Consider the following 20,468-nt stretch of genomic DNA (forward strand, 5'->3'; position numbering starts at 1 on the left):
TTGAGCTTCGCCGGCAGATGGATGTCCAAACGGACAGAACAATCGTGCCGGAAGAATTCTCACGAGCGCGAAGATCCTTCGCAATGCGACATACCAAATAAATTTGCGATCAAGCTTTCCGTTCATGCGGTTTCACGTTGCTTGAATTTGGTGCGCTACGGGCTGCGCCAAACGGGACTGGGGAAATCCCCCATTTTGCCCAGGAACATGGGGTAAATGCCCCGGCGAGGCATAACGTGTTGAAATGGCCGCTTGCCGGGTGACATGCTTTGCAAGAAGAATCAGGAGTTTATTCGACTGCCGGCCCGCAACACAGTCGATGGCATGAGAGTTGTAAAAAAATGGGAAGAGTCGTGCAATACTGTCAAAGCCCGGCGCGCATGCGCCGTCGTCATTGCACTGCTTCTCTCATGCTCTCTGAGCTGCAGTATTGATGGGATGTTGTCTGGCACGAGAAGCTCACGACTGGCTGTGAATCAGGCTGGCGGTCACGCGGAATGGCATCCGATGCGTTGCATCCGACCGCCGGCCTTCTTTTTGGGAGGGGACTGGTGCCGAGTCGGGCTGATAAAATGGCAAGAGGGTCTGAACCAAGAGAGGAGTTGATGATGTCCAGGCAGATTCTATCGGGTTTCCTGGCGGTGTTGGTGTTGAGCTCGCTTGCGCTCAGCCAGGATCGTGCGGGATCGGTCGCCTTTGGCGTGCGTGGCGGCCTCACCAACTACCAGGGCGATGACTATGATTCCGCCAAACAGCGGCCTTATGGCAGCGTGCTGGCGGAGTACTATCTCACCAACCGCTTTTCACAGGAAACCGCTTTGAACATCGGTGAGCTGGCTGGCGAAACCGGCGCGAGCGATTTCAAGTCGGTTGCCAGCAGCTTGAGTCTGATCGGCCGTCTGGCCCTGTTGGGCGGCGGTTTTCGTCCCTATCTGGCGGCGGGTGCAGAATTGCTTGGCATTGACCCCGATGGCGGGAACAATGACCAGTACGATCGCACCTCGTTCGCCTTTCCACTCGGCGGTGGCGTAAGTCTGGGGCTCGGAGAGAGTGTGACTTTGGACGTGCGCGGCTTGTATCATTACGCGCTCGACGATCGTTATGATGGCCTCGCCACCAAAAGTGCAAACGACGCTTTCCTCACCGGCACGGCCGGCCTGACCTGGCTCAGCGGCGGCAACCCGGACAAGGATGGTGACGGCCTGACCAGGAAGGAGGAAAAAGCGCGCGGTACCAATCCCAATCTCGCCGACACGGATGGCGACGGCCTGAATGATGGCGAGGAGGTCAATGTTCACAAAACCGACCCACTCAAAGCCGATTCCGATGGCGATGGTCTGAGCGACAGCGATGAGCTGAGGAAGTACAACACCAACGCCAACAAAGCCGACAGCGACGGCGACGGCCTGAGCGATGGCGACGAGGTGCTGAAACATCGCACGCAGGCCGGCAACGCCGACAGCGACGGTGACGGCCTCAATGATGGCGCCGAGCTCAACACGCACAAGACCGATGCCTTGAAGGCCGACAGCGATGGTGACGGCTTGAGCGACGGCCGGGAGGTGACACAAACCAAGAGTGACCCGCTGAAGGCGGACAGCGACGGCGGCGGTGTGAATGATGGCGCGGAAGTCACGCGCGGCAGTGATCCGCTGAACGCCGAAGACGACGTGCCGAAAGCGGCCAAAGTTGAAGAGACACTGCAGGTGGAAGTTGGCAAGGCCATTGTGCTGGAGGGCGTGGTGTTCAAGAGCGGCAGCGCCGAGATTTCTCCGGAATCCGAGGCGATTCTGTTGAAAGCCTTCAACACGCTCAATGAGAACCCGGAGATCGTCGTGGAGATTCAGGGCCACACGGATAATCGTGGCGGCCGGGCGTTGAACACCAGACTGTCATTGGCGCGTGCCGAAGCCGTCAAGGCGTACCTGGTGAGAAAAGGCATTGCCGCCAACCGCATTACCACCAGGGGCTTTGGCCCGGACAAGCCGGTGGCTTCCAATGACACGCCGGAAGGCCGCCAGCAGAACCGCCGCATCGAGTTCTTGCGCGTGAAGTAAGCGGAGGGGCGTTTTATATCCTCGCAGCCGCGAAAGCGCAGCGTTCAACTGGCCGGTAGAAATATCGCGGCCAGGGAAACGCCCTGCGCCTTCGCGGCTTTGTTGTGCACTCCATACCTGTGAGGGAGGAACCATGCTGTCCACCATCCTGATTGGCTTAGTGGTCGGTGCGGTTGCAAAGCTCATCATGCCGGGCAAAGACCCCGGCGGCATCATCGTGACGATCCTCTTGGGTATCGGTGGCTCGCTGCTCGCCACCTACCTCGGGCAGTGGCTTGGCATCTACACCCCGGAGGAGAATGCGCGTTTCGTGGGATCAGTGGTCGGGGCCATATTGATTCTGCTCGCGTATCGCCTTTTTACCAAGAGCCGTCAAAGTTGAGCGGTTCCGCGATCAGCGCGTGATGCGCCCTGGTAGAGCCGGGGATGCCAGGGTGACGTGAGTCCTGGGAAGCCGGTGCATGATGAAACGAAGGCAAGCCGCTGCCGGGATTCTTTCTCACAAAAAGAGGGAACAGGGGGCAGGTTCGATTTCTCCGAAAGCGTTGCGCTGGTCATTGAGGAAAAGTGACATGGACAAGACGGAATTCGGTTGGAGTGGCTTACTGTTGCGGCTCGCGCTCGCGTTTGTGCTGGTGTATGCCACCTACAATCCTGAAGGATTTTCCTACTTTCACTGGGCGATTCAACCGGTCACCGAAGTGCCGGTAACCACCTTGAGCGCCATCAATCCTCTCAAGGTGCTGGCAGGCCTTGCCCTGTTCGTCTTGTGGGTGGTCTACCTGCAGGCGACAAATCGCGCACTGGGCTTGAAAGGCGCGGTGCTTGCCGCCGCGTTGTTTGGCTGCCTGATTTGGGTTTTGATCTACTGGGAGGTTTTCACGCCGCGCGGCACCCGCACGATTTCCCACCTTGTGCTGGTGGTGCTGTCACTCGTCCTGGCAATTGGTGTCTCCTGGTCGCATCTCACCCGGCGCCTCACCGGCCAGGTTGATATTGATGAAGTCGGTGGCAAATAAAAATTACCCGGGGCGCGACTGCAGATCCGTGCTAATCCACAAAAATGAAAAATCCCGATCACCCGCAGGGTGATTGGGATTTTTTTTCAGCAAAAGGGGAACGGGTTCACCGCCGGCCGCCGCCCAACACCGCGCCCAGCAGGTCACCCAGCCCGCCGCCGGACTGGCCGCTTTGCCCGCCGCCCAAACCACGCATAAAGAAACTGGCGACATCGTCGAGAATGTTGCCGTCACCGTCTTGATCGAGCAGCGCTGCCAGCCCTTGCGAACCGAGGCCGGTGGCATCGCGTTTTTGCGTCAGCAGGCCCAAAATCAGCGGTGCCAGCATGGGGATGATTTTCATGGCGGTTTCCATGTTCAAACCAAAGCGCTGTGCAATCTGGCCGGCTGCCTGCACGCCGGATTCGCCGAGCAATCCGCCCAGCCGCGGGTCGGCGTTCTGATTGCGCACCTGCCTCCCGAACAACCCTCCGATGTCCTGGAGCACATCCGGATTGCCATACTTGTTGAGAATATGATCCACCCGCGGTGCACCGCCGCGTTGTTCCATCTGGCGCTTCAAACCGCCCAAAACCAAGGGCACTACCTGCGGCAGAATCCGGGCAGCGGTGTTGCGATCGATTCCGAGGTGGGAAGACATCTGCTGTGCCACTTGCGGACCAAGCGCTTCAACGATCTCGTCCACCAGACTTGGCATGTCCAATCCTTTCAGTTTAGACCATGAGAGCAACGATGGGGATTAAAGAGTTTCTTCAGGACGTTGATGGGGCAACGACGGGGAGAAGAAACTGAATTCGCCGTGAATCCGCAAATAGCACTTGCAAATCACATTCCGTAACGCAGACATCTTGTCTGCAAACCAATGCCGGCAGGAGGCCAGCGCTACAAAAACTTCGCAGTTAAGATGGTTGTTTTTCCGGGGTAATCTATACAGCCCCGCCCTCCAGCGGCCGGCAAGGGCTGAAATGATTCAGGAGGGCGAGGGCACTGCCTAACGCCTGATTCCGATTCAGTGAGCAGCGGCACCCGCTGTTTTCTTGGCAAAAGCGGAGTACAAACCCCAGGCGCCGACAAGCAGGTTAACGATGGCACCACCCAAACCGCTCGTCAATTGCAGGTTGCCCAGTTGCTGAATGCCAAACGCACCCAGCAGACCGACCAAGCCATTCAAACCACCGAGGACCTGGGCGCCTGTTCGTTGTGCGCTTTCCGTGCCCTTGAAGCCGAGATAGCTCAAGATCGCACCGGACACGACATTGAACAAATTGCCTCCTCCGAGGATGTTGCCAGCTCCTGCTGTTTCCGCTGCCCCCAGCATGGACGCGACGTCTGGAACAAACTGGCCAAGCAGACCAATGGCCGTTTGCACCAGGCCGGCATACTTCGTGAAGTTTTGCAGCATGACTGTACCTCCTCGTTAGATCAAAGAGCACAGGGGAAAATGCGCCTGAAAGGTTGCAGCTTTTGCCCATCCCCGGCAGTGTCAGGAGGGCTGAATCAGGCTGCTACAAAATACCAAAATAAACGAGATTGTCAAGACGACACACGAAGAGCGATGGTCACACCACCGGGCTCATGCGCCGGTTCAGCAAAACTCGACTTGATTTTGGAACGGGAATTTGATATGAACCCGGGTACAGTAATTATGCAAGATCGTTTCCTGGTTGCACACCTGATGGCATGAAACCGGAAGAAACCGCTGCGCGCTACGATCGCATTGCCCGGTTCTGGCAGCAGCAACTATGGCATTCCTCCTATGGTCTCGCCGCCCTCGAGCGCGCCATCCCATTCACCCGCAGCAAAACAGCCGCTCTGGACGTGGGCTGTGGCAGCAGCGGCCGTTTCATCGAGGTTTTGATCAGGCATGGTTTTACACCGACCGGAGTGGACATTGCACCGGAGATGATTGCCCTGGCCAGACAACGGCATCCGCAGGTGCACTTTGTCATTGCGGATATTTGCCAGTGGCAGTTGCCGCAACAGTATGACCTGATCATCGCCTGGGACAGCATTTTTCACCTGCCGTTGGCCGGGCACAAACCGGTTTTGCAGAAACTTTGTAAAGGGCTGAATGCCGGCGGTGTGTTGCTGTTTACATGCGGCGGCTCCGGTCCGGAAGAAATCACCGGGGAATTTGCAGGCGAAATCTTCGCGTACAGCAGCCTGGGGGTGAATTCCTATGTGCGGTTGCTCGACGAGTTCGATTGCCTTTGCCGTCATGTTGAGTATGATCAGTATCCGCAAAACCATGTGTTTCTCATCGCGCAGCGGGCGGCATCCTCATAAACGAACACACCCAAGAGCAGCAAGCAGACCAGCCGGTCTTGGCGCTTTGGCGCGGCGACTGCCGACGGGCACTTTTCGCACTCCAGCTCAGGTCATTCGTCTGCACGAAATTGCCGACAGTCGCAAAAGGGCATTCTGGTGCTGCCGCACCCCAACGCCACTGCCACCGGCCGGCGCCGCACGAAGGGAGTGAACTCCGCAGGAACCGGGCTGTGAATCGCGATACACTTTCTTTCTTCAACAGGGTTGCGCAGTGCTTGCGCCGCGCGCCGCGGGTGGCGTTGCCGCTGGCGGCCGGGATGGTGATTTGGCTGTCACATGCCTCCCATCATGCCACCGCTTCACCACTCCCGTTGCAGCGCGAGACCATTGCCGCCACACTCAGTAAAACCCCCTTCGACCTTTATCAGTTGGAATTGCAGCAGCGGCTGTTGGCCCACGGCGCACGGGGCCATGTCGATTCCATCCGGCAGATTGTAGAGTTGCATCCTTATCATGCCGGAGTCATCTTTCACCATTTTCTCGAACGCAGCCTGTTTCTCCATTTCAATCAGCAACCGGACAGCGCGCGCCTGTTGGAAAGCGTAGCCCGTCTGCTGGCGCAGGATTTGGCGCAGGTGCAAAGCGACAGCTTTTTTATCAAGCGCTTCCAGCGGCTGACAGTTTTGCAACAGTCACAACCGCGCGCTCTGCAAGGCTGGGTGGCGGCACAAGCGGTATTCATGCGCGGCATCCGTCTGGACTCCACCAACGTCCCGTTCAATCTGCAGTGCCTGGATTATGCATACCGCCGTTTTCTGCACCTGGCTGATTACAAGCAGGTGGCAGACAACTTGTGGTGGCTTTGTATCTATTTTTTTCGGGTGCTGCATGATGACGGCCGGGCTCTGGGAATTGCACAACAATGGTGTGCGCTGAGCCGGGACATGGGCTATCGCGACGGCGAGCTGCAGGCCAGCCTGTTGCTGGCGGAAATTTATGAAAACCGCCGGAACACAGATTCCGCCAGTGTTTGTTTCAATCTTGCCGCCGAGCGTGCCCAACAGCTCGGCAATCCTTACGCGCTGGCGCGGCTGCTGGACATTCGCCTGCTGCGGGCCATCGAGCGCAACGAGTTTCCCGAGGCCATCGCGTTGTTGCGCCGCCTGCTGCAGTTCTCGCGCGCGATCAAATTCCGGGCGCTGGAGGGAATTGCCCATGCCTCGGCCGCCCGTGTCTATCACATGCTTGCGGATTATGATCAGGCGCTGGCGCATCTCGATTCCAGTATTGTGCACGTGCAACAGTTGAATCACCGCGTCGATCTGCCACCCCTGTTGCTGCATCAGGCCGACATTTTTCTGGAACTGGGTGAAAGGCAGCGTGCGCTCGTGCTGGCCGATTCCGCGCTGGGCATGTATCTGGCACAGGATCGCATCCCTGACGCGGCCAGAACGCATGGTTTGATTGGTTTGATTCATCTCGGGATGCGCGATTTCGTGCGTGCCCGCGCCGCTCAAGAGCGCGGATTGAACATGCTGGTGAAAGGCCAGGCTCGTGAGGTCGAGATGGAGTTGTGGAACAACCTCGGTGAAATTGCCCTGCAGCAGGAGAGGGCCGGCGAGGCGAAGCAGGTGTTTACCAGGGCCATTGAGCTGTGGCAGGTCGCGGGCAGCGATCGTGAATTGTCCCGCGCACGGGTGGGCCTGGCCCGGGCGGCTCTTGCCTTGCGGGAATACGGTCAGGCCAGGCGGCTTTTTGAAGAGGAACTCGCACGCAGTGAAGCCACCCACGAGCGCGATCTGGCCTGGAAATGCCATCTCGGGCTGGCACGGGTATATGAAGCGTTGCGGGCAACCGGCGCGGCAGAACAGCATTACAGTCAGGCCATCACAGCGCTCGAAAACATCCGTGACACGGTGGGCCGCGTGGATTTCAACATGAGTTATTTCAGCACCGTGCAGGAAGTTTTCGATGCCGCCATTTTATTTGCGCTGGTGGTGGCCAAAAATCCCGGTTTGGCGCTGGCGTTCATGGAAAAAGCGCGTGCCCGCAATATCGTCGATTTGCTCCGCCGGCAGCAAGTCCGGGTCAGCCTGGCTGCTGCGACCCGGCGCGACTCCGCACTCGTCATTCTGCAGCCCAATCCCGCGGCATTACAGCTCTTGCTCGATGAGGCAACGGCGGTGGTCGCCTATCGCGTCATGCGCCGCCATTTGATCATTGTGGTCCTGGACCGCACCCGTTACGATCTCGTCTGTCAGCCGCTGGAGCAAACGACGTTGCGCCAGGCCGTGCAACGATTCCGTTCTGTTCTGGGAGTGGACGATCTGAAGGCGTTTCACCGGCGTTGGCGGCGGGAAACCCAGGCGCTCTGGCAGGAAACCCGGCAGGCGGGTGCGACTTTGTACCGCCAGCTCGTTGCACCCGTTGCCGGCCGCCTCGCGCACGCGCGCACCATCTATTTTATCCCGGATGACGTGCTGCACTATCTGCCCTTTGCCGCATTCTCAGACGGGCAGGACGGGAGGTTTCTGATTGAGAAGCATGCCATCGCCACCGCGCCGAGTTTAACCGCCCTGCAACTCATTTTGCAGCGGACGCAGCCCTTTGTCTGGCAGCCGCCGGATTCGCTGCTCGCCATCGCGCTGCGCTCCCGCACCATTCCCCTCGCTGCACAGGAAGTCGACACGATTGCAGGCTTGTTTGCGAATGCCCGGTCCCTTGTCCACGAGCGCTGGACACGGCCGGCGTTGCTGGCGCGGCTGCATGGCTTTCAGGGCATCGTGCATCTGGCCATGCACGCCGAGGTGGACGACAGCCAGCCGCTGCAATCGTACCTGCTTCTGGATGAACGCCACCGCCAGCTTCTCGTGACACGCCGCGAGGCCGGCGGGGAAAGCGTGCAGATAATGCGCCGCGATCACCCTGCCCGCAGTTGGGATGATGACACTCTCCATGTCCTGCGTGCTGCCGATGTGCTGAGCCTCGATGCTGCCGGTCTGAAGTTGGTGGTGCTTTCCGCCTGCAACACCGCCTTGGGACGGCAAATCAGCGGTGAGGGTATGATGGGATTGGCCCAGGCCTTTCTGTGCGCCGGCACGCAACGGCTGCTCACCACACTCTGGCAGGTTGATGATCAAAGCACTTATGAACTGATGCCGCGTTTCTACCGTCCGCTGGCGCAGGGCGTGGCGCCGGCGGCAGCGCTGCAGGCAGCCCAGATCGAAACCATTCGCAGGCTGGAAAAGGGGGGTGGCTATGCTCTTCCGTACTTTTGGGCCGCATTCGTACTCACCGGACGCGCGGATTGATCGGCGCGCTGTGTCTTGCGCTCCGCCTGCTGCGGTTGCTTCGCTGCCTGGTTGTCATCGCCGCTGCGCACACTGCGGCTGGATCTTTTGGGAAAAAAATCCCGCGGAGAAAATAAGAGATGAACATTCGCCAGTGGCAGTCCCAACCCCAATTCAATAACTCAAAACATGGGAGTGAGTATGAACCAGGGAAAGAAGGAAGAACACATCGGCTATTGGATTCGCATCCAATCCAAGCCTGCCGGTGCGCAGGCGGAAGCGCAGCGCAAGCTGAACTTCTGCACCTATCTCATCCATTTTTTCAGCAACCGTTGGCCGTGCCCACCCTATTGTCTGGATGCCAGCGGCGTTGGCCAGGCCTTCACCGTAACCACGCCGTTGCTCACGTTTTTCTTTGTACTGGTGGGCTGGCTGGTTTTGACAAATCAAACCGGGATCAACTGGCTGAAGTTCCTCCTCTGGTCACTGGGCGGCGGCGCGGTGGCGGGCTTTTTCATCGGTTTTGTTTTCGCCTGGAAATTCAACCGCACGATTCGCGGCCACCACATCGCCATCGATCGTGACGAACTCAAAACACTCATCCGCGAGGTACAGTCAGAGTCCCGCTGATCCGATCACGGCTCGCAACAGAAATGCCCCGAAAATCCGGGGCATTTCTGTTTGGCAGAGCCGGGGGCATGCCGGGGAGCACGAACACAGAATGGTTTTCAAGATGCGTGCCCTCTGCGAAGTTGTTGGACAATCCGCAGCGGGTGGTCCCGGCTTGTTTCACGACCGACTTCGCCCACACACCAGCGCGTCCAGTGCGGGAGAACAACGCTTGATAGGCTTTGGCGGGCGGCGATCGCAGGGGAGCCGCCCGCAAGTGCAGGAGGGATCGTCTTGCAAGCTTGTTGAGGAAAGGCCGTGTGGTGAAGTTCAAGATTGGTTTGCCTGGGTGTGGAACTGTTGCGTGGCATGCTTTATGGGGACGACAGCCTCGATCACGCCGCCGCCAATCACCACATCACCGTCATAAAACACGGCGGATTGCCCGGGCGTGATCGCACGCTGCGGCGAGACAAAGCGGACCCGCACGGAACGCTCGGTTGCGTCCAAGAGCAGTGCCGGCGCGCCGGGATCACGATAGCGGATCTTGCACACGACTGTGCGGCCATCGGGTGGGCAAACCTCGGAAACCCAGTTCACGGCAGTGACGGTAAATTCCTCCTGCAGCAAATCCTGCCCGTCACTGACGGTGATGGCATTCGTTTGTGCATCGATGTGGGTCACGAACACCGGCCGGCCCAGGGCCAGGCCCAAGCCCTTGCGCTGGCCAATGGTGTAGAATGGCACGCCCTGGTGGGTGCCGAGGGCATTCCCGGCGGCATCGAAGAACATGCCGGTGCCCACCTGCCAGCCCGCTGCCGCTGCATTTTCGCGCAGAAACCGGCGGTAATCGTTGTCCGGAATGAAACAAATCTCCTGGCTCTCCTTCTTGTGTGCGGTTTTCAAACCCAGGCTGTGCGCGAGGCTTCTGACCTCCGGCTTGATGAGCTCGCCGAGCGGAAACAGGGTGCGGCTGAGCGCCTGCTGGCGCACACCCCAGAGTGCGTAACTTTGATCCTTGTTGAGATCCACCGCGCGCCGCAGTTCCCATCTGCGGGAGCCGGGGTTTTGCGTGAGGCGGGCATAGTGGCCGGTGGCGAGCAAGTCGGCGCCGATGGCTTCGGCCTGCTGCAGCAGCGCGCCCCACTTGATATGGGTGTTGCAGCGCACGCAGGGATTGGGCGTCCGGCCGGCAAAGTACTCCGCGATGAAATTTTGCTGAACACTGCGCTGAAACACTTCCTTCAGATCCAGTACATAATGCGGCACGCCCAGCCGGTGGCATACTGCCCGCGCGTCGGCCATCGTGTCGATTGAGCAGCAGCCGCTTTCGAAATTCACGTTGCCGCCACTGGTATGATAGTCCCACAGATTCAGCGTGATGCCGATCACGCGATAGCCGTGCTCGTGCAGCAGCGCCGCCGCCACCGAGCTGTCGACACCGCCGCTCATCGCAACCACGACAGTGGTGCCGTTGCCGGGCGCGATGCCGGCCCGCGCAAGAAGATCGTTGGATGTATTTTGCATGTGCTTGCTTTTGGTCGCTTGGGTTGCTGAAAGTATGAAAGAAGAGGCCCGACGGCCGCTGCTTCAGGGCACCGTCGAATCACTGCCGGCAGGCTGCCTCGCCTCCTGCCGCGGGTGTGACCGCTCGCCCCGGCGCCGTTGTAGAATCTGTTGCAACGCCTCCAGCGTACGGTCAAGTTCCGCTTCCGTCGTCATTCGCCCCAGGCTGAAGCGAATCGCGGAATTGACGCGCTCCGGACTCAGTTTCAACGCACGCAACACGTGGCTGGGTTCCACGCTGCCGGAGCTGCAGGCCGAGCCATTGCTCACCGCGATCCCCTGCAAATCCAGACTCATGACCATCGCCAGGCTGTCCATGCCCGGGAATGATATGTTCAAGATGCCGGGCAGCCGGTTTTGCTCCGGGCTGTTGCGCACTGCTTTGGGATAGATCATTTGCAGTCTCTGCCAAAAAGCCTGTGCCAGTGCCTGCAGCCTTTGCTGCTCCTGTTGGCGCCCGGACAGGATCAGCTCGGCGGCCTTGGCGAAGCCAACAATGGCGGCAACATTCTCGGTTCCGGCGCGGCGCTCACGCTCCTGCTTGCCGCCCTGGAGCAGCGGCGCCAGCTTTACCCCCTGCCGGACGAACAGTGCGCCGACACCTTTCGGACCATAGATCTTGTGGCCCGAGATGCTCAACAGCGTCACCGGTGTGCTGCGGAGATCAAGCGGCAGTTTGCCAAAGGTTTGCACAGCATCGCTATGAAAGACCAGCCGGCGCGCGGCTGCCAGCTCGGCGATCTCCTCAATCGGGTTGATCGTTCCGATCTCGTTGTTCGCGTGCATGATCGAGAGCAACACCGTCTCGGGACGCAGTGCGCGGCGCACCATTTCCGTGGTAATGCGGCCGTCGGCCTCGGGCTCTAGGTAAGTGATTTGCCAGCCTCGCCGTTCCAGCTCGCGGAAAACCATCAATACGCTGGGGTGTTCAATGCGGCTGGTGATGATGTGTTGCGGGGTCGCGCAGGTGTGCACGATTCCCAGAATCGCGGTGTTGTTGGACTCTGTACCACCGCTGGTGAAAATGATTTCCTGGGGTTGGGCGGCCAGGCTCGCGGCAAGCTTTTCCCGCGCCTGATCAACCGCCACCCTGGCCTCCCGGCCAAAGCTGTGTATGCTCGAAGCGTTGCCGAAATGGGTGGTCAGATAAGGCTGCATTTCTGCCAGGACTTCGGGAGCAAGGGGAGTGGTGGCGCTGTAGTCGAGATAGATGCGATTCATGTTTCATTGGAGACTGTTATATCATTGTGAAAAATATAGGGCGAGCCTTCCTTATTATCAAGGTTTTTCCCGGCAGTGACAGCATAATTTTTTTTGAGAATTTTTTTTGCCCTGGGAACAAAGCTGCCGACTTCTGCGTTAATGCTGGTGAAAACTGCTCGGCGCATCCTTTGGATGCCGCCTTGAGCGGTGCGGCTATCAGCGTAGTACTGGCGGCGCTCGCTGATAGCCTTTTTTATTTTCTGGCAGTGCCCAACCTGAGCACATTCACACTGCTGAGTGAAACTGTCCCACTCCGACCCCGTCTTCGCCGCGCCGCAGGAGGGAGGCGCAAAAATCTTTTCCTCTCCCCACTTGACAATGCTCTTCGCTCTTTCTATCTTTCTCACCCAATTTCGATGAGAGAGCCCGCTCCACCCGGCCAGGGCTGACGACCGCCTGCTTCATCGGGTGGAAGCTGGCCCCCAGCCCACTACCCATCCCGGAGGACATGTCATGCTGCCCGCAGAGAAAGATGCTGAGCTGCGCCAAAAGATCGCCAATGGCTTTATCGTTGAGACGGAAGATGACATGACGCCCGGTTATAAAGCTGCGCTCGAAGTCATCCTGACCGTACAGGGAGACACCGAGTTGCTCAGCGCCCCCGCCTATTACTTTGCCTCCAAGGACGCTCCGACCATCAACAGTCGCCTCGCAGTATATGCCATCATTCAGGATGAATTGGGACATGCCAACATCGCCTATCGTCTGCTCGAAGATCTGGGCGTTTCCAAGCAATGGCTGATGTACGGCCGCCAGCCGCATGAGTTCAAGCATCCCTATGGCTTTGATCAGCCTCTGGAAAACTGGGCGGAAATGGTGGTCGCCAACGGCTTTTTCGATCGTGCCGGCATCACCCTGCTCGCGGACGTGCACAAGAACTGCAGTTACGGCCCCTGGCAGCGGGCACTCACCAAGGTTGATCGCGAAGAGGTACTGCATCTGCGCCATGGCGAAAGCTGGATGAAGCGCCTGGCGAAGGCCGGTGGGGAGGCCCGGCAGGCCCTGCAGCGCGCCGTCGACTGGATGTTTCCCATGACCCTGGAGTGGTTCGGTTTGCCCGACCATCTCAAAAAACACAACGATCAGCTCGAATACCGGCTGAAAGGGCTGACCAACGATCAGCTTCGCCAGGTGTGGATGAGTGCCACCGTGCCGCTTTGCGAGAGCATTGGCATTAAAGTCCCGGCGCATTTTGATGCCGCCCGCCAGGAATATGTGATTGATTATGAATTCCCGGTCGAGTATGATCCCACCGCCAAACGCTGGCTGTTCGATCAACCCATCTCCTGGCAGCAAGTCTTTCAACGCTGGAAAAAACGCGGCCCCATGAACCAGACCTATGTTGCGATGATCCAGGGCAACAAACACGGCACTTTTGGCGGGCTGCAATGGAATTGAACTGTCTGACAGTCGGAAATTGGACTTGAATCCCCTTACCCCACAAGCCGTCTGGCGCGCGCTGGCGGAGGTGATGGATCCGGAACTGCCAATCAGCGTGGTGGACATGGGGCTCATTTACGACGTGCGCGTACATGGTGGTGTGGTTGATATTGACATGACTTTCACCGCCATGGCGTGTCCGGCCATGACCATGATGATCGATGACATTTGCGCCAAAATCAACACGCTGGCGCATGATGTCGCCACCCGCGTCCACGTCGTTTGGAATCCGCCGTGGAGCAAGGCGCGCCTGACCGAACGGGGCAGGGCCGTGCTTCAGAGCATGGGCATCGCGGTGTGAGCGACCGCCCGTCGCCAGCCGCAGCGAGCAACCCATTTAGTCCAATCAGCCAAGATGAAGTGAACAGGGGCTTGATCCATGGCAGCTGAACAGATTTACGAAGTGTTTGCCCGTAAGAATCACGAGGAAGCGTTGATGCATGTGGGCAGCGTCAATGCACCCAATGACGAGCTGGCCCGGGTCCATGCCTGGACCACCTACGATGAAGAAAGCTGGGTTGAGATGTGCGTGGTGCGCCGCACGCAAATCATCCCGGTGTTGAATCCCGAAAACAGGCCGATCTGGGGAAATTGAACCTCACCTTATCAACCGCCGGCCTGGACGGGGTCAGACAGTGCAACGATCCCGTCTTGTATTTTACAAGCCATCATTGTGAGGATCGCATGTCCACCTTCAAATCCGCCGCGCAGCTTTCTCCCCAAAGCCGCGACTATTTGCGCGCACTGTTGATCGCGCTTTCGGACAGCAAGATGCTGCTGGGTTTTCACTACGGCGAATGGACCTTTGGCACACCGGCATTGGAGGCCTGCATCGCCGCATGCAGCATGTCACAGGATGAGTTCGGCCATCTGCGCCTGTTTCATGCCTGCCTCAACACTCAGTTCCAGGAAGATCCCAGGCAGCTCATCGAACACCGGCCGCCGGCACAGTTTGCCAGCGTGCCTTCTCTCGATCATCCCCTGCGACAGTGGTCGGATTTCGTGGCGGTCAATCTGCTGACCGATGGCGCGCTCACCGTGTTGTTGACCGCGCTGCAGCGCTCCGCCTTCGAGCCGGTGGCCAACTTCATCGACAAGATGGTGGAGGAGGAAAAGCATCATCTGCGCAATGCCCAGGGTTGGTTTCGCACGCTGGCCGCGCGCAATCCCGAAACGCGGGTGGCGCTCGAAGCATCCTGCCGCAGCGTGCTGGCGGGAACACTCGAATGGCTTGGCCCTGTCGATCACCACATGATGCGGACGCTGGCGCAGGAGGGTATCCTCAATATCACCTGGGAGGAACTGCAGCAGCAGTTTTGCGATTGGATCGGCCCGCTGGCGCAGGAACAGCACATTGCCCTTGGTTTGGAAAAAAATGGCCGGCACTGGCACCCGGCAGTTGTCCCCGAATTCCGCAACTGGAACTACCGGACGCGGCGCAGCAGTGCGACGCAGCCGGATGAAAATCTCCTCTATCATCTCAGAGGCAGCAAGAACGATATTTTCAAACTGGGTGAATGATGGCGTCATCCCGTTCCTCGCAAGAAGCGGCAGCAGCGGCGGCCACGAGCCCCACCGTATATTGTCCATTCTGTGGCTCCGCACAAACACAGCAGGAGGCGGCCTTCGGCACGACTCATGCCTATTCCCAGTTTTTCTGCCGGAGCTGCCGCACCCCGTTTGAGTGGATCAAATGGGAGGAAAAGGCCGCGACGCACGATCTGCCCGCGTTCCTGCAAAAATGAAATGCGGCGGCATCCTGCGCGAGGTTTTTCTGCACAACCCTCCTGCCACGAGGCTTCCTGCCCGTCATACACCGTCCTTTGTCCGATGATTCAACTTTGATCTCCCATGAAACTGAGCTTTGCCTCTGCACGCAGGCGATCCCCCTCCCCGGCCGGCCGGCTGGTGGTGCATCGTAATTTTGAATCGAAAATCCTGGGCAATCAGCGCGATTTGATCGTGTGGTTGCCGCCCGGCTACGAACAGCAACGCCCGAGACGCTACCCGGTGCTCTATGCGCATGACGGACAAAATCTCTTCGATCCTGCCACCGCCTACCTGGGTGTGGATTGGCAGATGGGCGCGACGGCGGAAGCACTGATCCTGCAGCGGCGGGTGCGCCCCTTTCTCCTGGTTGGCATTTACAACACGCCAGCACGCCAGGAGGAATACACGCCCATTCGCGGCCGCGCTTATGCCGAGTTTCTCCTGCGGGAAGTAATGCCATTCATCAGCCGGGAATACCGCATCGCCTCCGGTCGCCGCGCCACCGGCTTGTTGGGCTCCTCGCTCGGCGGGTTGATTTCGTTTTATCTGACTTGGTGGCATCCGGAGGTGTTCGGCATGGCGGCCTGTCTTTCGGCCTCCTGGATGTGGCAGGGCGCGCGGGTGTTCAAGGATTTGGCCGCCATGACCACGCCGCGACCGCGGCCGAAAATCTATCTCGACCACGGCAGCGAAGGCGCGGAGGGTGACAACGCTGTGATCTTTCACCGGATGCGTGACACCCTGGTGGCAAAAGGTTTTGCGCTTGGCAAAGATTTGGAGTATTTTTACGGCGTCGGCGACCGCCACGATGAGGCCTCCTGGGCACGGCGCGCATGGCGGCCGCTGGTTTTCTTCTTCGGCACAGCCGGCCGAGATTCGTGATGGGCGAGCGATTTTCGTGACAGGCAAAAACGGCTGCTGTGCCCTGACAGGCGCGAACGTGAGGTCATCATGATGACTCCTTTCCAACTACGTCGCTGGCTGAGAGGCGGGCTTGCCGTCTTTTTTTTGCTCACCCAGCCCATCGCAGCACAGTATTTCGGCCGCAACAAAGTACAGTACGAGAATTTTGATTTTCAAATGCTCCAGACCGAGCATTTCGATGTTTATTTCTATCCGGAAGCGCAGGAGGCGGCACAACAGGCGGCCCGGCTGGCGGAACGCTGGTACGCCCGGCTGGCTTTCCTGCTGCAACATGAGCTGAACGGCCGCCAGCCGTTGATTTTGTACGCCAGCCATCCCCACTTTCAACAAACCAACACGATCGGCGGCGGCGTGGGCGAAGGCACCGGCGGCGTTACTGAGGCCCTGCGGCGCCGAATTGTTTTGCCCTTTGCCGGCCCGCTCGCAGAAACCGATCACGTCATCGGCCATGAGCTGGTGCATGCCTTTCAGTATGACATCACCGGCGTCAACACCGGCGGCGGCTTTCGCTCACCGGCGGGCTTGCAGTTGCCGCTGTGGTTCATGGAAGGCATGGCGGAACTGCTCTCTCTGGGCTCGATGGATCCGCATACCGCCATGTGGATGCGCGACGCCGCCCGCAACGGGAAACTGCCCACCATTTCCCAACTCGAAAACCCGCGGTATTTCCCCTATCGCTACGGGCAGGCGCTGCTGGCCTATATTGCCGGGCGATGGGGGGATGGTGTGATCGGTGACCTGCTCAAACAGGCGGGCCGTTCCGGCAATATTCAATTCGCGATCCGCCAGGTGCTGGGTGTGAGTCCGGATACGCTGGCGATGGCGTGGCATCAGGCGGTGCGCGAAGCCTATGAGCCGCTGCAAAAAAGCACCAAAATGCCGGCTGATTACGGCCGCCTCGCGATCGGCAAAAAGCAGAAGGCCGGAGAATTGAATGTCGGGCCGGTGTTGAGCCCGGACGGCCGACAAATGATTTTTTTCTCCGAAAAAAAACTGTTCTCGATCAACCTGTTCATCGCGGATACCGAGAGCGGCAAGATCAAGCGCAATCTCGTCAGCGCCGATCTCGATCCGCATTATGAGAGTATCGGTTTCATCAGCTCTGCCGGCGCATGGGATTTTGCCAGTGCGAGAATTGCCTTCAGCCAGGTTACCCGCGGCCGCCCCGGTCTCACGATTCTGGACGTGCGCCGCAACAAAATCCTGCACGAATACCGCTTCCCCCAGCTCGGCGAGATTTTCAATCCCACCTGGTCGCCCGACGGCAGCGCCATTGCCTTCTCTGCCCTGGTGCACGGCATGACGGATTTGTTCATCTTCGACCTGAAAACCGACAGTCTGCGCCGCGTGACGCGCGATCTCTATTCGGACTTGCATCCGGCGTGGTCGCCGGACGGCAAGCACCTGGTCTTTGCCAGCGACCGTTTCACAACCGATCTCGGCACGTTGAAAAGCGGGCCGTACCGCCTGGTGCTGTATGAGGTCAACTCCGGCCGGTTTTCGCTGCTGCCCGGCTTCGCACAGGGCAAACATCTCAACCCGCAATGGTCCGCCGACGGCCGGAGCGTCTTCTTCCTCTCCGACCGCACCGGCATCACCAACCTTTATCGCCTGGAACGGGCGAGTGGTGAAATCTATCAGATCACGGATTTGTACACCGGCATCAGCGGCATCACCGCCACCAGTCCGGCGCTTTCTGTGGCAGCGCGGACAAACCGCGTGGCCTTCAGCGTTTATGAAAACGGCGCCTACAACATCTACACCATTGACGCGGCGACGGTGCTCACCGGCAGCCGCGTCAGCAGCGAACCGGTTGCCGCTCTCGTTGCCGTGTTGCCGCCCCAGCAGCGGGTCTCCACGGCGCTCGATTCCACTTTGAAAAACGCCACCATGGGGTTGCCGCAAAGCGTGCCCGACACTTTAAAGGACTATCATGCGGGTCTGTCATTGGCCTATGTCAGCCAGCCGTATTTGGCCGCAGGCTATGACCGCTACGGCGCGCAGCTCGGAGGTGGCATCTCCTTCTTTTGGACCGACATGCTCGGCAATCACAATCTCTTTCTGGTCACGCAGGCGCAGATTGACGGCTCTTTCAAAGATCTGGCGGCACAGGTGGGCTACTTCAATGCCACACGACGCTGGAATTGGGGTGTGAGCATTCAGCAGATGCCCTACATCGCGAGCCAGTATGCCGCCGGCTCCGGCACGTACAACGGCACGCCAGTTTACATCGAACAGGAATTGCGCTACCGGCAGTTGAACCGCGAAATCGCCGGCATCGTGGCGTATCCCTTCAACCGTGCACAACGCCTGGAGTTTTCGCTCGGTTTGCAAAATATTTCGTTCAGTCTGCAGCAGCGCACGCGCGCGTATTCTTTTGCCACCGGCCAGACGCTGCTCGACCGCACCGAAAATCTACCGGCGCCCGGCAGTTTGAATCTCGCCAGCAGCAGCCTGGCGCTGGTGTATGACACCTCGGTGTTCGGTGCCACCAGTCCGATCATTGGGCAAAGCTACCGTCTGGAAACCTCGCCGATCCTGGGGTCAATTCAATTGAACAATGTGCTGGTGGACTACCGCCGTTATCTCATGCCGCTGCGGCCGTTCACGCTGGCAGCGCGGATGTTTCATTATGGCCGCTATGGCCGCGACAGCGAAACCGAACGGCTGGCGCCGCTGTTTCTCGGCTATCCCGGTCTGATCCGCGGATACGACAGCAATTCCTTCAGCCAGGAGGAATGCAACGGTGACAATTGCCCGGTGTTCGATCAACTGGTGGGATCAAAAATCGCGCTCGCCAATCTCGAATTGCGTTTCCCGTTGCTCGGCCTGTTGCGGATGGGAGAAGGTTATTATGGTTTCCTGCCACTGGAGACTGCGGTGTTCTACGATCTCGGGATCGCCTGGACCAATGCCGAGAAGGCAAAGTTTCTGGGCGGGGATCGCAATTTTGTGCGCAGTTTCGGCAGCAGCATGCGGCTGAATCTGCTCGGTTATCTCGTGCTGCAGCTCGACTACGTCAAGCCCGTCGACCGGCCGCGCAAAGGCTGGTTCTGGCAGTTTAATTTCACCACGGGATTTTGAGAAGCAGACGGCCGGCGGGGTTCGTGGGGGGTAAACACATGACGGGAGGGGCGAGTGGGAGGGAGTCATTTTTGCGGCACCACTTCGCAGCGAGAGAATTGCAGCAGGAGCCGCGTAGTTTTCAACTGTTCAGACCACTTTGCCATTTTTGCAGCGCGATGCCGACGCTCTCGGTCGCCAGGTTTTCTGGCAGCTCATGTTGATGAAAGAACCTGGCGTCTTCAGCATCATCCCCGGCCGCCAGCTCGCCGCCGATAATCTCCCCGAGGAAAATGGCTTTCAGCACCGACTGCTCGGGATTGAGCAGGCTGGGAAAGCCCATGGTGCAAAGCAACCCCGCCAGCTTGATATCCAATCCAGTTTCTTCCTTGACCTCGCGAATGGCCGCGGCCTCCGCACTTTCATTGAAATCGACATGGCCGCCCGGCAACGCCCAGGCGCCGATGCCTGGTGGCAGCCTGCGTTTGATCAAGAGCACGCGACCGTCACGGTCGGTCACCACGGTTTCGGCCACGGGAATGGGGCTGTGGAAATGCACATAGTGGCAGGTCGGGCAGGTGGGGTATTCGCGATTACCGACCGGCTGGCGTTCCAGTGCGCCGCGGCAGCGTGGGCAATAATGCAAGGCGTTGGCCGGGCCGTTGCGAATGAGCAGCCATTGTTCCACTGCGTTGCGGCCGGAAGGAAAAGCCAGCTCGGGCAGCCGGCTGATAGAGAACCATTTCACCTCGGCGGCGTCATCGCCGGGCCGCAGCTCGCCGCCGAGCAGGCGACCGCGATAGATCAACACCAAATGGCTGCGCCATTCATGGATGATATCGCTGTAGGTGCCGAGCAGGGCCACCGGTCTTACTTTCAGTCCGGTCTCCTCCTCCACTTCCCGTGCCGCCGCCTGTTCGGCCGACTCGCCGTAGTGCAGGAAGCCGACCGGCAAACTCCATTTGCCTGCTTCCGGCGGATTTTTGCGAAGAATCAGCAGGATTTTGCCGCTTTCCTCGAGCAGGCAACCGGCTGCAGGAACGGGATTGTTCCAATAGATCCAATTGCACTGGGTACAGGCGAGGCAGTCGCGGGATTCGATGCGTTTGAGATGCAGTGGCGCGGCACATTGCGGGCAATATTTCATAACCCACCAGTGATTCATCAGCCTTGTGGTCGTGGGAGCCAATCGCAGCGGG

General features: G+C 59.0%; 18 protein-coding genes. 12 read left to right on the forward strand and 6 right to left on the reverse strand.

Annotation, left to right across the window (positions count from 1 at the left end; translation table 11 throughout):
* The first annotated feature begins 605 nt into the window (after positions 1–605).
* The 3 genes from ONB52_02150 to ONB52_02160 all read left to right on the forward strand — a co-directional run bounded on the left by ONB52_02150 (position 606) and on the right by ONB52_02160 (position 3,076).
* Complete coding sequence (locus ONB52_02150; GenBank protein ID MDZ7414942.1) at positions 606–2,057, forward strand: OmpA family protein; 1,452 nt, start codon at positions 606–608, stop codon at positions 2,055–2,057.
* Positions 2,058–2,190: 133 nt separating this feature from the next.
* Positions 2,191–2,439 carry a GlsB/YeaQ/YmgE family stress response membrane protein gene (locus ONB52_02155; GenBank protein ID MDZ7414943.1) on the forward strand — a complete coding sequence of 83 codons (249 nt, stop codon included), beginning with the start codon at positions 2,191–2,193 and terminating at the stop codon, positions 2,437–2,439.
* A 190-nt stretch (positions 2,440–2,629) separates the two neighbouring features.
* Positions 2,630–3,076, forward strand: coding sequence for a DUF6524 family protein (locus ONB52_02160; GenBank protein MDZ7414944.1), 447 nt, complete (start codon positions 2,630–2,632; stop codon positions 3,074–3,076).
* Between the two features lie 106 nt (positions 3,077–3,182).
* On the opposite strand, the gene ONB52_02165 is transcribed toward ONB52_02160, so the two are convergent.
* Both ONB52_02165 and ONB52_02170 read right to left on the reverse strand, forming a co-directional pair.
* Positions 3,183–3,773: a DUF937 domain-containing protein gene (locus ONB52_02165; protein ID MDZ7414945.1), complete on the reverse strand. Its 591-nt coding sequence runs from the start codon at positions 3,771–3,773 to the stop codon at positions 3,183–3,185.
* Positions 3,774–4,085: 312 nt separating this feature from the next.
* Complete coding sequence (locus ONB52_02170) at positions 4,086–4,478, reverse strand: hypothetical protein (protein ID MDZ7414946.1); 393 nt, start codon at positions 4,476–4,478, stop codon at positions 4,086–4,088.
* 278 nt (positions 4,479–4,756) lie between these two features.
* Between ONB52_02170 and ONB52_02175 the strand changes: the two genes are divergently transcribed.
* The 3 genes from ONB52_02175 to ONB52_02185 all read left to right on the forward strand — a co-directional run bounded on the left by ONB52_02175 (position 4,757) and on the right by ONB52_02185 (position 9,264).
* A complete protein-coding gene (locus ONB52_02175) occupies positions 4,757–5,362 on the forward strand; it encodes a class I SAM-dependent methyltransferase (GenBank protein MDZ7414947.1) in 606 nt (201 codons plus the stop codon).
* Positions 5,363–5,574: 212 nt separating this feature from the next.
* Complete coding sequence (locus tag ONB52_02180) at positions 5,575–8,655, forward strand: CHAT domain-containing protein (protein ID MDZ7414948.1); 3,081 nt, start codon at positions 5,575–5,577, stop codon at positions 8,653–8,655.
* A gap of 180 nt (positions 8,656–8,835) precedes the next feature.
* Entirely contained in the window at positions 8,836–9,264 is a 429-nt protein-coding gene (locus ONB52_02185) for a hypothetical protein (protein ID MDZ7414949.1), read from the forward strand.
* 309 nt (positions 9,265–9,573) lie between these two features.
* Here the strand turns inward: ONB52_02185 and mnmA are convergent, their stop codons facing one another.
* The 3 genes from mnmA to ONB52_02200 all read right to left on the reverse strand — a co-directional run bounded on the left by mnmA (position 9,574) and on the right by ONB52_02200 (position 12,419).
* Positions 9,574–10,770: a tRNA 2-thiouridine(34) synthase MnmA gene (mnmA, locus tag ONB52_02190; GenBank protein ID MDZ7414950.1), complete on the reverse strand. Its 1,197-nt coding sequence runs from the start codon at positions 10,768–10,770 to the stop codon at positions 9,574–9,576.
* A 63-nt stretch (positions 10,771–10,833) separates the two neighbouring features.
* Positions 10,834–12,030: a cysteine desulfurase gene (locus ONB52_02195; protein MDZ7414951.1), complete on the reverse strand. Its 1,197-nt coding sequence runs from the start codon at positions 12,028–12,030 to the stop codon at positions 10,834–10,836.
* Positions 12,027–12,419, reverse strand: coding sequence for a hypothetical protein (locus tag ONB52_02200; protein MDZ7414952.1), 393 nt, complete (start codon positions 12,417–12,419; stop codon positions 12,027–12,029). The genes ONB52_02195 and ONB52_02200 overlap by 4 nt, the downstream gene beginning before the upstream one ends.
* Before the next feature lie 106 nt (positions 12,420–12,525).
* Here ONB52_02200 and ONB52_02205 point away from each other — a divergent pair, with 106 nt between their 5' ends.
* From ONB52_02205 to ONB52_02230, 6 genes are all read left to right on the forward strand, one after another.
* Complete coding sequence (locus ONB52_02205; protein MDZ7414953.1) at positions 12,526–13,470, forward strand: phenylacetate-CoA oxygenase subunit PaaI; 945 nt, start codon at positions 12,526–12,528, stop codon at positions 13,468–13,470.
* A 25-nt stretch (positions 13,471–13,495) separates the two neighbouring features.
* Positions 13,496–13,813, forward strand: a complete 318-nt coding sequence (locus ONB52_02210) for a metal-sulfur cluster assembly factor (GenBank protein MDZ7414954.1) — start codon at positions 13,496–13,498, stop codon at positions 13,811–13,813.
* 78 nt (positions 13,814–13,891) lie between these two features.
* Positions 13,892–14,107 carry a phenylacetic acid degradation b gene (locus tag ONB52_02215; protein MDZ7414955.1) on the forward strand — a complete coding sequence of 72 codons (216 nt, stop codon included), beginning with the start codon at positions 13,892–13,894 and terminating at the stop codon, positions 14,105–14,107.
* An 89-nt stretch (positions 14,108–14,196) separates the two neighbouring features.
* Positions 14,197–15,033: a phenylacetate-CoA oxygenase subunit PaaI gene (locus ONB52_02220; GenBank protein MDZ7414956.1), complete on the forward strand. Its 837-nt coding sequence runs from the start codon at positions 14,197–14,199 to the stop codon at positions 15,031–15,033.
* 330 nt (positions 15,034–15,363) lie between these two features.
* A complete protein-coding gene (locus ONB52_02225; GenBank protein ID MDZ7414957.1) occupies positions 15,364–16,164 on the forward strand; it encodes an alpha/beta hydrolase-fold protein in 801 nt (266 codons plus the stop codon).
* A gap of 69 nt (positions 16,165–16,233) precedes the next feature.
* A complete protein-coding gene (locus ONB52_02230; GenBank protein MDZ7414958.1) occupies positions 16,234–19,290 on the forward strand; it encodes a BamA/TamA family outer membrane protein in 3,057 nt (1,018 codons plus the stop codon).
* Between the two features lie 121 nt (positions 19,291–19,411).
* On the opposite strand, the gene ONB52_02235 is transcribed toward ONB52_02230, so the two are convergent.
* Complete coding sequence (locus tag ONB52_02235) at positions 19,412–20,416, reverse strand: NUDIX hydrolase (GenBank protein MDZ7414959.1); 1,005 nt, start codon at positions 20,414–20,416, stop codon at positions 19,412–19,414.
* Positions 20,417–20,468 lie beyond the last annotated feature (52 nt).

It is taken from the genome of candidate division KSB1 bacterium (genome assembly GCA_034506255.1).
Taxonomy (GTDB): domain Bacteria; phylum Zhuqueibacterota; class Zhuqueibacteria; order Zhuqueibacterales; family Zhuqueibacteraceae; genus Coneutiohabitans; species Coneutiohabitans thermophilus.